This is a genomic window from Gilliamella sp. ESL0443 (assembly GCF_019469165.1).
Taxonomy (GTDB): domain Bacteria; phylum Pseudomonadota; class Gammaproteobacteria; order Enterobacterales; family Orbaceae; genus Gilliamella; species Gilliamella apicola_E.
In genome coordinates this window covers 617,085-631,829 of record NZ_CP048263.1, presented here as the reverse complement: position 1 = coordinate 631,829, position 14,745 = coordinate 617,085, and the positions used below count along the sequence as shown (strand labels likewise).

Here is a 14,745-nt window from a genome sequence, read left to right as displayed (position 1 = left end):
ATTACATCATATAAAATGATACAATCACCCCAAAATATACAATATCGAATAAAATAATAAGTTGAACCAATTTTTAGCATTTTAAAAACAGGGTTACTTAAAGAGCAAAATCGAAGATTGTACAAAATACAAGCAAGGTTAGAGATAATAATCGCCAGAGTTTTAGATAAAAAAGAATTAATAATATGACCGAATACGACAACCTCACCGACCACACACCAATGATGCGACAATACCTAAAATTGAAAGCTGAAAATCCGGATATTTTACTGTTTTATCGAATGGGTGATTTTTATGAGATGTTTTATGATGATGCCAAACGTGGTTCGCAACTCTTAGATATATCGCTGACTAAACGAGGCTCATCAAATGGACAGCCAATTCCTATGGCTGGCGTGCCTTATCATGCAGTTGAAAGCTACTTAGCTAAACTTATATCGCTTGGCGAATCAGTAGCAATTTGTGAGCAAATAGGTGATCCTGCAACCAGCAAAGGCCCCGTTGAACGTAAAATTGTTCGAATTGTTACACCAGGCACAGTGAGTGATGAATCACTATTAGAAGATCGTAAAGACAACTTACTCGCGTGCATATGGCAACAAAAAGAGCACTTTGGTTACGCCACTTTAGACATAAGTTCAGGCCGTTTTTTTGTATTTGAATGCGATAATCCAGAAGCTATCCAAGCAGAATTACAGCGAACTAACCCAGTTGAGTTACTCTACCCTGAAGATTTTCAATCAATGAACCTAATTGAAAATCGTCACGGATTAAGACGGCGACCAATTTGGGACTTCGATCTCGAAACCGCCAAACAACAACTCAATTTACAATTTGGAACTAATGATTTAATTGGATATGGGGTAGAAGAGTGCCATTATGCATTATGTGCAGCAGGCTGTTTATTACAATACGTAAAAGATACCCAACGCACAGCTATGCCACATATTCGCTCAATAGTTAAAGAATCGCCAGTTGATTTTGTTGTGCTCGATGCATCCACTCGCAGAAACTTAGAAATTACCGAAAACCTATCAGGTGGAACAGAACATACTGTAGCTGATATCTTAGATAAAACCCAAACTGCAATGGGTAGTCGAATGCTTAAACGGTGGCTGCATTCGCCAATCCGTAATCTAGCAATATTACAAAACCGACAGCTAGCAATTCAAGAACTGCAAAACCATATCACCGACCTACAACCGCTATTAAAACAGATTGGTGATCTTGAACGAATTTTAGCAAGATTAGCATTGAGAAGTGCTCGCCCGCGAGATTTCGCTCGCCTACGCGATGCCTATAACCTATTGCCAACGCTTCAACAACAGCTATCCGAATTCAACGCGCCATCACTAATTGCATTACGCGCTAAAATTAACCAGTTTGACCAAATTGCTGATATCTTAAATCGTGCAATAGTCGAAGCCCCACCCGTTATTATTCGAGACGGAGGCGTAATTGCTGCCGGTTATCATCAAGAATTAGATGAACTACGCAATTTAGCAGATGGTGCAACTAACTACTTAGAACAACTTGAAATTCGAGAACGTGAAACCTTAGGAATTGACACCTTAAAAGTAGGCTTTAATGCGGTACATGGTTACTACATCCAAATTAGCCGAGGCCAAAGCCACCTAGCGCCAATACACTACACACGAAGACAAACACTTAAAAATGTTGAACGCTACATCATTCCTGAGTTAAAAGAGTACGAAGACAAAGTCTTAACGTCTAAAGGTCGTGCATTAGCACTAGAGAAACAGCTTTATGAACAGCTGTTCGACCTACTTATGCCAGAATTAGCTAACATGCAAACCAGCGCTGATGCGATTGCCGAGCTTGATGTACTAACGAATCTTGCTGAACGATCACTAACACTCAACTACCAATGCCCAACATTAACCAACAAAACCGGGATTGAAATCAAAGATGGGCGGCACGTTGTGATCGAGCAAGTATCACAAAAGCCATTTATCGCAAACTCACTCTCACTATCATCAGATAGAAGAATGCTAATTATCACTGGCCCTAATATGGGCGGAAAAAGCACCTACATGCGCCAAGCAGCGTTGATCGTCTTACTTGCTTACATTGGTAGCTTTGTCCCAGCTTCGAAAGCAATAATAGGCCCTGTTGATCGTATCTTTACACGTATTGGCGCATCTGACGATTTAGCATCTGGGCGTTCGACATTTATGGTTGAAATGACCGAAACCGCCAACATTATGCATAACGCTACACCAAATAGCTTAGTTTTAATGGACGAAATTGGCCGAGGAACATCAACGTATGATGGTCTATCATTAGCTTGGGCGTGCGCTGAAAATTTGGCTAACGAAATCAAAGCGATGACACTATTTGCAACCCACTATTTTGAACTAACGCAACTACCTCAACAGATACAAGGTGTCTACAACATCCATTTTGACGCGATTGAACACGACAATACTGTCGCTTTCATTCATGAAGTATCCGAAGGTGCAGCGAGCAAAAGTTTTGGTATAGCTGTGGCAGGATTAGCCGGTGTGCCTAAAACGATATTAAAACGAGCCAAACAGAAGCTAAAAGAGCTAGAAGTTCTCTCTACAGCTGACAGCCATATTGAAAGCTCACAACTGACCTTGATCAGTGATACTGAACCATCAGAAGTCGAGCTAGCTCTACAACAGCTCGATCCAGATGCATTAACGCCAAAACAAGCGTTAGAAGCAATCTATCAACTAAAAAAATTACTCTAAATAAAAAAACCGCCATTAATTCAATAATGGCGGTTTTAATGTTCAGTTTAGTTTCTAAATCATTTCCAAAATTTCTTTTTAGATGTTTTACCAATACCCGGATTAAAGCTATTAGTTGGATCTAACTCGTGATAGAAATTTTTCAAATCAGAATTAGCATGATACAAATGACCAACATTATGTTCGGCCGGATATTGTGCTCCACGCTGATCGAGTATCGCCAACATCTCCTCTTTCATCTTAGTACAGTCAGTCCCTTTTTTAGCCAAATAGTCTTGATGGAACACTGAACAGAAAAAGTGTCCATAATAAAGTTTATGAATAAAATGCTGACTAATACTTTCTGGTAACGTTTCGAACCACTCCTTATCATTACGACGCAAAGCAATATCTAGAGCGACCAAATCCTCGACAGTCTTAGTATGAACATTACGATAAACCGTAGCAGCACCGGCTGTTGCAAAGCGGTGTAACATAGCAGCCTCAGCTTCCTTATCATTACAACGGAAATAACTACCACTACGTTTCTCACTATTTGCAAAATACTCCTTCAAATATTCCTCAGCTTCGGCAATGCCGTCATCAGACATTTTCAAAATGAGATGATGCTCATAGCGATCACGATAATCACGCATCGATTTTGGCAAATGCTTAGGTAACAACTTACACACATTCACCGCAAACCAATCAGAAAAACTGTTAGGGAAGAAAGGAATTTTTCTCACAATACGATCGACAACATTCTTAAATGCATACAAACGAGGGATCGTATCGGTACCCAATTTCTGAATAGCTAAAAATAGATGTTTGCCATATACCGCTGCAATATCAAACGCATCACGATGAATATATTCACCTGAAATTGGCAGATGCTTAAAAGTTCCTAAAATATGACGACGAATATCATCCAGCTCGTTGGTATCATTAGTTCCAATATAAAATACCGCGGTCTTTTCTTCTAAAGGAAAAGTATCTAACCGCACCGCAAAAACCATCAATCGACCAGCACTACCTGACGCTTCATAATGACGACTTGGATCGGCATTATATCGAGCGGGTGTATCAGCATCGATTTGTCGTACATGATCACAATAATGGTGATCATGGCCTAAACCAGCATTAGGGTTAACATCGTTATCGGTATAAGCACGTTTTTGTAAATTTTCTAAAATTGCTTCTGGTGTGTCACCCAATTCAATCCCTAAATGGTTGACTAAATGTAGCTGACCTTGCTCATCCAACTGGGCAAATACCGCCATTTGCGTATAAGCAGGACCACGTTGAATCAAAGCACCGCCAGAATTGTTGCAAACGCCACCTAAAACCGAAGCACCTATACAAGACGAGCCAATCACAGAATGAGGACCACGGTGATATTTTTTTAACTCTTTTTCTAAATGGAATAACGTACTACCCGGTAAACAGACCACCTGATCACCATTTTCAATCACTTGAATACCATCTAATCGACGAGTACTAACAATAACAATTGGCCGGTCATAATCATTACCATCAGGAGTAGAACCACCAGTCAACCCCGTATTGGCAGACTGTGTAATGACAATCACATCCGCCTCAACACAAGCCTTTAAAACTTCCCACTGTTCTAAAAGCGTGCCAGGGATAACAACAGCTAATGCATCTCCCACCCCAAAACGTGCACCTTGGCGATAAGGTAAAGTCCGATTTGGATCAGTTAAGGTATATTTATCACCAACAATATTTTTTAATTTTGTTATCAGATCTGATGTACTATTTGCAACCATTTTATCTTCCCTTCTTTGAATTATTATAAGTAAATTCAACCAATTTTGGATATATTATAACCAATATAATCTATTGAAAAGAGGGGAGTAAACTTTATAGCGCTAAATATCAAAACTGACACAAAAAGCTAAAAATAATCAAAAAAAAGGGAAAAATAGTTAACCTATTTTGCAGACCAAAAAGTCAACGTTTTTAGAATAAATTTTCAATAACATGCTTATAAAAAAATGATGAACAGCCAGTTAAGAATAGACTTGTTTAGAATAAAAAAAGTTATATAAAATGACCACGGTTTGATATTAGAAAAGATATAAAAATGAGCGATTTTAATATTTCAAAAACCCCGCTCCTCAACTTTTTTTTCTAAAGAAATCCTTTATTCGATAGAAACACTTCCACAGAAAACTAAATTTGTGGCGTTGATATTTACTCTTTTTTAATTTTTTAAATTCTTGTACAGACTTAATTAATGGAATATCGGTTTTGAATATTTTTTTCGGCGTCTTTCGCTTTTGACTTTCTCTTTTTTTTAAATAGGCATCAAAAGTATTGAGTATATTAATCATTATAAAAAACAATACGAAGATTAATTCCACAATCCTTAAATAAATAAATTGTTCAAAAGTGACTTTAAACATTCCTTTGCCGTTACTACTAAGTTAAAAAAACGATCCAGTATAAAATATAATTTTATATTAAACAATTTTAGCCAATAGTCAGTAAAAGGTTGGGCGCTTAATAGCTTTAGCCCCCTTTCCTCAACTTTATTAAACTAATTTTAGGCAATGGAAAAAGTTAACTAATCCAATTTAGGATGTTGATCGACAAGTTCTTGTCGCTTATTTTGTAGCGCCTCGATCTGCTCATCGATATCTTCAACTTCCTCTTCAATGGAATCAAAATGTTCAGATAGAAGTGATTGCGCTTCGTCTCGATTGGCTGCGGTTGGATTAGTGCCGTGTAAAGGTTTATTTGCAGTTTCATGCATAGCAAGCCCAGTAATCACACCAATGAATCCTGCTAACATTAAATAGTAAGCGGGCATATATAAGTTACCACTTGATTCAACAAGCCAGGCCACAAATGTTGGTGTTACCCCTGCAATAATAATGGCAACATTGAAAATGCTTGCAATAGCGCTATAGCGAATATTAGTTGGAAACATTGCGGGTAATATTGAGGTAATGATCCCAGTAAAACAGTTGATAAACATGGCCAAAATAAATACGCCTAAAAAAACCAAAGGTATTTGTTGGCTATTAATTAACATAAATGCAGGATAAGATAATAGCAATAAACCAATACTTCCAATTAAAATGAAAGGTCTACGACCCACCTTGTCACTTAATAACCCGATAATAGGTTGAATAATTAACATACCGACCATAATCGCAATAATAATAAGCAAACCTTGTTCAGTATCATAATTCAAATTATGTGCTAAATAGCTCGGCATATACGTTAGCAACAGATAAAACGAGACATTTGTTACAATAACCAATCCCGCACAAATTAAAATATGCTGCCAATATTTACCGACAACTTTTTTTAACGTTAATTCAGCCTTATCTTGCGACTCTCTGGCTTCTAGGTGTTGTTGGAAAGTTGGCGTCTCTTCCGAAATATGATGTAGGATAAAGCTAATGATCCCAAGCGGTAAGGCTATTAAAAATGGAATTCGCCAGCCCCAACTAAATAGCGCCGATTGACTGAGTAACATTGATAAAAACACCACTAGCCCCGCACCAATTATAAAACCCACCATTGAACCAAAATCAAGCCAACCACCAATAAAACCACGTTTACGATCGGGCGAATATTCGGCAACTACCGTTGCTGAGCCAGAGTATTCACCACCGATTGAAAACCCTTGGGCTAATTTAACAATCAATAGCAACACAGGCGAAGTGATACCAATCGTCTCATAAGTTGGAATCAACCCAATACAAAATGTGCTTAACGACATTATCACTAAAGTGATAGATAGCACTTTTTGGCGACCAATATTGTCACCAATTAAACCAAAAATAATCCCCCCTAAAGGGCGAACAAAAAAAGGAATAGAAAAAGTCGATAACGCAGCAATAATCTGCACGCTAGGTGAAACATGAGGAAAAAACACCTGCCCAATAATATACGCCACAAAACTGTATACCCCAAAATCATACCACTCAATAGCATTACTAAACGCCGATGCCCAAGTGGCTTTTTTTAGCTGATTGTCATTAATGATAGGGATATCATCAATATCCAAAGGTTTATTATTCGATTGCGCCATGAAGTACCGCCTTTAAAATTCACTAATATAAAAATAAATAACCGGCTACCATGCCAAAGATAAACTAAATCAAATTATGCGAGTCAGATGAGGTTTTAAATTTAATCACACCAATTTTACTTATTCAATTGATGCGATATAGGTAAGAATTATATACCTAAAAAAAGCAAAAATAACCCATTTATCACATCCTCTTTTTATGATGAGTAGTGCTAGTAACCTCATCTATTATCCTTTAGAATGATGTTACCAAAACTGATGAGGTATTCCCTATGAGATGGAGAGACCAAAGAGAGAGTGATAACATTGAAGATCGCCGCTCACAATCAGGAAGTGATATTGGGACACGCATCCCAATTGGTGGTAAAGGTAAAATTGTTTTATTTGTTGTTGTATTAGTAGCAGGCTACTATGGCGTTGATTTAACTGGTTTGCTCGACAGCAATGTGATTGATTTGGATGATTCCTCATCAACAAGCCAGATTGACAACACCCTACCTAGCGACGCAGATAAATTTACTTCAGTAATATTAGCAAGTACCGAAGATTTCTGGCGCGAACAATTCCAAAAATTAGGCAAAACCTATATTCCCCCTAAACTTGTACTCTATAACGGATCAACCCAAACCATGTGTGGCACCGGGCAAGCCATGATGGGACCATTTTATTGCAATCTCGATAAAACGGTTTATCTGGACTTATCATTTTATCAAGAGATGAAAAGACGCCTAGGTGGCGGAGGTGACTTTGCACAAGGTTATGTGATTGCACACGAAGTTGGGCACCATGTACAAAATTTACTTGGCACATTTAATAAAGTTGAACAATTATCGCAAAATCAATCAGCACCAATCCGTAACCAATTGTCGGTCAAACTCGAATTACAAGCTGACTGTTATGCGGGATTATGGGGCAATGGCGTAAAAAATATTTTAGACACGGGTGATATTGAGCAAGCCCTCAATACTGTGCAAGCAATTGGCGATGATCGCCTACAACAAAATAATGGTTATATTGTTCCTGATAGCTTTACTCATGGTACATCAAAACAACGCTATACATGGTTTAAACGTGGTTATGACAGTGGGTCGATGGATCAGTGCAATACATTTATTCAATAAGGAAATATAAAAAAGGAACCAATATGTCAAAAAAATTAGTCAACCGAGTACTTTTAGTCAATGATGATGGCATTGATGCCCCTGGAATTCAGATTTTAAAAAGCGTGGCTGAAAACATAGCAAACGAAGTTTGGATTGTCGCACCTGTTGTTGATCAAAGTGGCGTTTCTTGTTCAGTTAGTTTAAAGTCGCCATTTCGCGTTCAAAAACGTAGCAATACAGAATACGCAGTCTACGGCACCCCTGCTGACTGCTCACTATTTGCCATAAAATCACTAATGGCTAATCAATTACCCGATCTCGTGCTGTCAGGAATTAATAATGGATCTAATTTGGGATTTGAAACAATATTATCGGGCACAGTGGGGGCAGCAATGATGGCAATGACGCTAGGTGTGCCAGCCATGGCACTAAGTCAAGTCAGCAGTGAAGATAACACTCCAACCAATTGGCACTGTTCAACTCATCTTGCTGAATCGATAATCAGACAACTCTACCCCCTTTCAGATAAGACTTGCTTCAATATCAACTTCCCTAATTGCCAAGCCGATCAAATAAAAGGGATAAAAATCACAAAACAGGGCGAGCCGGATGTAAGCCAATTTGTTATTGCAGAAACTCAAGATCCAGAAGGTCATGACTACTTTTGGTTTAGAGCTAAACGTAACCAAAGTGTAAAGGTTGATATCGACAAAGAGCTTGATGCAGCTAATGATGGTTATATTGCTATTACACCGTTAAATTATGAACGTACTAATTACGCGTTATATCAAAAAATAAAAGCAACGTTTAAAGTATAAAACTTAGATATTGTCTATACGTCTTCCTAAATCACTCAGGAAGACGTAAATAAATTATTTCTTCACTAAAGCACAGAATAAAAACGAAATCGTCACCATCACTAAACCAATCCAATAAATCACTTCATGCCCGTAAGCTTGTGAAACAAAACCTTGAATGATACCAGCTAAAATGACACTGCAAATAATACCATTATTAAATAGCGTTGAAGCCACACCCATACGAGTTGGTAGCAAATCTTGGAAATAGATAATACCAATATTAGCAACAATCCCAATAAACAGCCCGTTAAAAAGTTGCAACACATATAACATGGTTGAATCTTTAAACAGAATCATCCCAATATAAAACAAAATTCCGCAAATTATAGCGATAAAAAATAGATTTCGCTTACCTAACACGGGGACCAAATAACCCGCAATAATCATAATAGGAATTTCAATCCCTGCCGCTAACCCCATCAACCCACCAGGTAATGAATCAGATAAGTGCAGAACCGCTTCTACATAAATCGGCATATCGATGATATACATCATATTAGCGGTCCACATAAAAATGGTAGAAATTAGCAAACACATGACATTACGATTAGTAAAAATTGATTGGTTTGCCACCGCTAACTCATTAGCAGTAAACGAACTGATAACCTTTTTTTCAATGGGTGGTAAATAGATTGCTACCACAATCATCGAAATAATAAACATCGACATTGCACACAAATACATGATGGTAAAACCATACTTGATCGCCAAAGCAAAAGATAATGGGGGCCCAATCACCCACGCTAATGACAACTGTGCACGAATCAGAGAATTAAAGGCAACCGCATTACGTCCACTCTTTTCTGCATACTCACGCGCCATAGCAAAAATCTGTGGCATCGCGGCAGACGCTAACGCAGCAAAAAATACGCCTAATGTAATTAAGACATAATAGTTGCGTGAAAAGGCAAAAGTCAGACTATTTGCCAGCCCCATCAAACAACAAAAAATAACAATCTTACGCCTATCACCCTTATTGTCTGAATACTTAGCTAACAGATAACTACCAATAATACTGGCTAACGCATTAATCGAATAAAACGCCCCCACTAAGCGAGGGTCAGCGCCAACTTCAAACGATAAAAAACGACTTAAAGTAGGTGATTGCAAAGCACCAGCCACCCCAATAATAAAGGTCGCCACTAAAAAAGCACCAAAAACAACACCCGATTTTCGAAGGAATGAAGAAGTCATAAAAGCCGATTTACCATGAAATTAAGTGCATCAATTATACCCCTAAAATTAGTGGGAATATAGGCGTATTTAAATAAAGGCTTTTTAAACAATCCATCAACATTAATACTATAAATGTAATAATAAATGGTAGATTTAAGGCTTAAAAAACCCCGCTCCTCAACTTTTTTTTAAAACGTCTAGAATTTAATCCACATATCAAGTAATTCAAGCATCTCTACAAAATCGCATTTCATCGTTGACTCTTCAAGTAAGCTATACTTTTTAACACTATAGTTCCTAGCACTTATTCCCTCGTTCAAAAAATAAAAAGGCTAAGGCCAGACACAAACCATCAGACCTGTAAAATAATTCGATGAAAATAGAGAAGCACCTACCGAGCCATTTCTTGGATTAACAGTATATTTACGGCTTTTTCCCGGTAACATATGCCCTTTTTCCTCACTAGTCCAGTAGTCATCGAATCCAAAATTAGCTTTAGAATATAGGCTCATTGTGCCCCACTCACTAAAGAATCCTGCGCCAATTATACGCTGAAAGTAATTATTCGGTGATGAAGGTATTGCGCCGACTGCTCTTATACATTCACTATTAACATTTAACCCATTACAAGAGGCATTAGTTAAATCTTTAACCGTAGCTAAACGTAAACGTAGGTCACTACAGCCAGATAATGCTTTATCATAAGTATAACGTTTATCATAGGTATAGAACCACTGCTTTAACACAAAACCATACTTAACAACTTCATTACCACGACCGTCACGACCAACTAATTCAAAAGTCTGGGGTAAAGATGGTCTAAATAGACTATTTAAACCGTAACGTGTTAATGTAACTCGAACACCTGTTCTTGATGAATTTGTCATAGTAGCAGTGATGCCTTCATGTGAAACAGGAGCCCAAGATAAAGCCTCATTACTACCAGCAATGTCTAAGTCAAAATACAAATTGTTAGCGCCAGTAGTCGGAAAATTTAAACCATAAGATGACGGATTAGTTGATTGAGTTAAAAAGCCCTTATTTTCATTCCAAATAGAAGCAGGACCACGGACTTCATTAGAATAATCACGTTCATTAATTAAAAAATACTTTAAATTAGGTCTAGCAAAACAAACCACAGCCCTTGCTTGTGGATTGATATAATAAGTAACATTACTTGCGCTGAAACTACGACTCCTTGGAACGCCATAACGAGTACTCAATGTACCGTCAGTGCTGGTTAATTTAACCTGATAAGGCGCCTTACAAATATCTGGAACAGTATGACGTGTGACGGGCTGATTATATTTATCAACGATAGATAAACTTAAACTACCAGTAGCGGTAACGTCAGTATCTCCATCATCATCTCCCCAATAATTATAAGGCGGACCGATTAGAGAATTTAAAGCAACTGAATTAGTATAAGCTGGAACCAACATACCAATATCAGCAAAACTTTGACCTGCAACAGGCAACACGATTGGCGTTGTAAAGGAAGTATTAGTTGAAGGCGTGTATTTAACACCATTAGATAACGTAATCCCAAGCAGAGCATTAGTATCAACAGCACGAGTACGACCACCATCAAAGGTTAAATAAGGCGCGCTACCTTGAATCGGATTTTTTGTAGTCTGTGAAGTTAATGCGAAGCTAGAAAAAGGATGTAAAATAACCGAACCTAAAAAAACCCACCAAGATAATTTAAAAAAATAAGAGGATCGAAAAGCGGATCGCGCGATAATTCGCAGAATTCCACATAATTGCGTGGAAAAATAAATCTCGGTGTAAAATGAACGTTGGAAGCTGAAATTAGACGAATTTAAATTAGAGGTTGGCCAAGTTGCCTGTTGCCTGTTGCCTGTTGGAAATTATAAAACATTTTCGACAATCCTGTCAAGTAATTTTCTGATTTATTTGGAATTTTATACTTAATACTCAATTTCTGGTCACTTAACTAAAACCGTGTAAAAAGTATAGTGATTGGAAAAACACGATGCAACACTTTTTTTTCACTCAATTACGTTAATTTTCGTAAAGAGGATCTGAAAAGGATCTAAAAAATAACCGGTTATATGCTGTTTTAATTGAATATATCATCATTACAATTTTTTAAAATTAAGCTTATTGATCCTTGAAAATTTTATTCTAGAGCTTTGAATAAGAAATTTAGTAATTTTGATATTCTAATAATTTTTTTAATAAAATTTAGAACCTCAAAAACCCCGCTCCTCAACTTTTTTTGATGTAAAAACGGTTACTGAAAAACGCCACAGTTTAAAGCGGAATTATTTACTTGAGGCAACATTGCAAAGCAGAATTTAGAACCCCAAAAACCCCTTTTCTTAACTTTTTTTAAGATAAAATACCTAAAAAAATAAACCCGCCGAAGCGGGTAATTGAAGCGTCGCTTAGCCACAAAATCGATTTTTTATAGCTCAGCAACATTGAGAGTCAGCTTAATTTTAATAACTTAATATTATCTTTTCCCACCCTGCCCTAAGAATTAAGGTCGAAGAAATAAATACTAAGGATAGGTACAAAGACCGAGCCCTAAGTAGAAGTTATGATACTCTTCACCTCTGCACGTATCAACGATAAATCCACGGTTATAAAAGGTCAAGTCACTAGTCCACACCGGATCGTAGTTGGAGCCAAGACCTGAATAATTGTTCATACAACCCCACTCAGTGATAAAGCCAGAACCAATTCTACGTTGGTAAAAAATACCAGGTGCGGAAGGTGTAGCGCTGACATAATCGCGACAAGCAGGCTCGTTGTTTTGCGTATTCTTACAAGATGAATTGGTTAAATCCTTTACCTTAGGAAGGCGATAACCTAGACTATTACACCAAGATAAAATATTAGAATATGGTTTAAAGTGAAAATACTCAGAACCTCCTTTGACGAACCATTGCTTTAATCTAAAACCATATTTAACGGCAGGGTTACCTTGACCGTCACGACCGACCAACTCGAATGTCTGAGGCAAAGAAGGTGTAGAAATACGACCAGGATTGTCTGAATTAATATGGGATGAAGTAGCGAAAGGACCAGTTAAAGTAACGCGTACGCTTGTAGCTGTAGAATTAGACATTGTAGCAGTAATACCACCATGAGATACCGGAGACCAAGACAAAGATTGACTACTACCAGTAATGAGTAAATCAAAGTACAATCCATGAAGACCTGTAGTAGGAAAGTTTTGACCGTAAGAGGATGGGTCTGTTTTTTGAGTAAGAAAACCATTAGCAGGGTCCCATATCGAAGCAGGACCAGCATAATCATAAGATGGGTAAATAAAATCATCACCAATCTTGCCATACATTAAACTAGGCCGAGCAAAACAAACCACAGGCGTAACTTTAGGAATAACGTAATAAGTCACACTACTTTCACTGAAATCCCTACGATTAGGAAACCCGTAACGAGTAGCTAATGTGCCGTTAGTACTGGATAACGTAACCTTATAAGGAGAATTACAAGTCGTTAACACAGAATTACGTGATACAGCTTGATTATTTTTATCAACAATAGATAAATTTAAACTACCTGTAGCAGTAACATCAAAATCACCATCATCATCCCCCCAATAATTATTAGGAGGACCAATAAGAGCGCTTAAAGTGACTGAATTAGTATCAGTAGGGATCAACATATTTATATCAGCAAAACTCTCACCGGCAGTAGGCAACTCAATTGGTCTTGAAGAAGATGAAGTATTGTTTGAAGGTGTGTATTTTGAGCCATTAGATAAAGTAATCCCAAGCAAGCCGCTTGTGGTTATTAAACGTGTGCGTCCTTCGTCTAAGGTTAAATACGGCGCACTCCCCTGAATCTGATTTTTTGTAGTCTGTGAAGTCAATGCCTGACTCGAAAAAGGAAGAAAAACCGCCACGAAAAAAACAATCTGTCGGGATAGTTTCGGAAAATGGAAGGATCGAAAAAAGGATCGCGCGAAAACTCGCAGAATTTCACTTGATTGAGTGGAAAAATAAGTTTCAGTAAAAAATTTAAGCTGGTAGCTGGACTTAGACGAATTTAAAAGATAGGTTCGGCAGGTTGGCTGTTGGCTGTTGGCTGTTGAAAATTATATTGCATTTTAGACTATCCTGTCAAGTAATTTTTTGATTAATTTGCAATTTTATGCTTTTATGTCAAATTTTAGCCTATTAGCTAAAACCGTGTAAAAAGTATAGTGATTGGAAAAACACGATGCAACACTTTTTTTCACTCAATTATGTAAACCTACGTAAAGATTATCTAAAAAGGATCTAAGTGTTAAATTATTACATATTGTTTTAATTGAATATATTTAAATTACAAATCTTTAAAAATGTAATTAATGATCCTATTAATTTATTCTGGTTTTTAAAATTAGCGATTTGGATCATTTAATAAAGTTTAAACGTAATTTATAACCTCAAAAACCCCACTCCTCAACTTTTTTTGATGGAAAAAACAGCTACTAAAAAACGCCACAGTTTAAAGCAGAATTATTTATTTGAGAAAAAATTGCAAAGCAGAATTTTGAACCCCAAAAACCCCGCTCCTCAACTTTTTTTGATGGAAAAATACAGCTACTAAAAAGTGACACAGTTTAAAGCGGAATTATTTACTTGAGGCAACATTGCAAAGCACAATTTTGAACCTCAAAAACCCCGCTCCTCAACTTTTTTTGATGGAAAAATACAGCTACTAAAAAGCGACACAGTTTAAAGCGGAATTATTTACTTGAGACAACATTGCAAAGCACAATTTTGAACCCCAAAAACCCCGTTCCTCAACTTTTTTTTAGAAAAGTGGGTTAAAAATATTTCTTT

At 37.2% G+C, this 14,745-nt stretch carries 8 protein-coding genes; 3 read left to right on the top strand and 5 right to left on the bottom strand.

The genetic code is table 11. From position 1 onward, the window contains the following. Window positions 1-185 precede the first annotated feature (185 nt). On the top strand, window positions 186-2,738 hold the full coding sequence (gene mutS / locus GYM76_RS02870; RefSeq protein ID WP_220225822.1) for a DNA mismatch repair protein MutS: 2,553 nt from the start codon (window positions 186-188) through the stop codon (window positions 2,736-2,738). Window positions 2,739-2,797: 59 nt separating this feature from the next. On the opposite strand, the gene dld is transcribed toward mutS, so the two are convergent. Next, entirely contained in the window at window positions 2,798-4,504 is a 1,707-nt protein-coding gene (gene dld / locus GYM76_RS02865; protein ID WP_220225821.1) for a D-lactate dehydrogenase, read from the bottom strand. Between the two features lie 800 nt (window positions 4,505-5,304). Continuing rightward, window positions 5,305-6,783: a glycine betaine/L-proline transporter ProP gene (proP, locus tag GYM76_RS02860; protein WP_220225820.1), complete on the bottom strand. Its 1,479-nt coding sequence runs from the start codon at window positions 6,781-6,783 to the stop codon at window positions 5,305-5,307. A 272-nt stretch (window positions 6,784-7,055) separates the two neighbouring features. On the opposite strand from proP, the gene GYM76_RS02855 reads away from it, so the two are divergent. After that, complete coding sequence (locus GYM76_RS02855; protein WP_220225819.1) at window positions 7,056-7,904, top strand: neutral zinc metallopeptidase; 849 nt, start codon at window positions 7,056-7,058, stop codon at window positions 7,902-7,904. A 23-nt stretch (window positions 7,905-7,927) separates the two neighbouring features. After that, complete coding sequence (surE, locus tag GYM76_RS02850) at window positions 7,928-8,704, top strand: 5'/3'-nucleotidase SurE (RefSeq protein WP_220225818.1); 777 nt, start codon at window positions 7,928-7,930, stop codon at window positions 8,702-8,704. 54 nt (window positions 8,705-8,758) lie between these two features. Here the strand turns inward: surE and GYM76_RS02845 are convergent, their stop codons facing one another. The 3 genes from GYM76_RS02845 to GYM76_RS02835 all read right to left on the bottom strand — a co-directional run bounded on the left by GYM76_RS02845 (window position 8,759) and on the right by GYM76_RS02835 (window position 13,820). Next, entirely contained in the window at window positions 8,759-9,940 is a 1,182-nt protein-coding gene (locus GYM76_RS02845; RefSeq protein WP_220225817.1) for a sugar efflux transporter, read from the bottom strand. A gap of 314 nt (window positions 9,941-10,254) precedes the next feature. Beyond that, window positions 10,255-11,403: a hypothetical protein gene (locus tag GYM76_RS02840; protein ID WP_220225816.1), complete on the bottom strand. Its 1,149-nt coding sequence runs from the start codon at window positions 11,401-11,403 to the stop codon at window positions 10,255-10,257. Window positions 11,404-12,449: 1,046 nt separating this feature from the next. Continuing rightward, entirely contained in the window at window positions 12,450-13,820 is a 1,371-nt protein-coding gene (locus GYM76_RS02835) for a hypothetical protein (protein WP_220225815.1), read from the bottom strand. Window positions 13,821-14,745 lie beyond the last annotated feature (925 nt).

Excerpts from the sequence above, each read along its gene's own strand:
- mutS (WP_220225822.1), top strand. The coding sequence starts at position 186 with ATGACCGAATACGACAACCTCACCGACCACACACCAATGATGCGACAA.
- dld (WP_220225821.1), bottom strand. The coding sequence starts at position 4,504 with ATGGTTGCAAATAGTACATCAGATCTGATAACAAAATTAAAAAATATT.
- proP (WP_220225820.1), bottom strand. The coding sequence starts at position 6,783 with ATGGCGCAATCGAATAATAAACCTTTGGATATTGATGATATCCCTATC.
- GYM76_RS02855 (WP_220225819.1), top strand. The coding sequence starts at position 7,056 with ATGAGATGGAGAGACCAAAGAGAGAGTGATAACATTGAAGATCGCCGC.
- surE (WP_220225818.1), top strand. The coding sequence starts at position 7,928 with ATGTCAAAAAAATTAGTCAACCGAGTACTTTTAGTCAATGATGATGGC.
- GYM76_RS02845 (WP_220225817.1), bottom strand. The coding sequence starts at position 9,940 with ATGACTTCTTCATTCCTTCGAAAATCGGGTGTTGTTTTTGGTGCTTTT.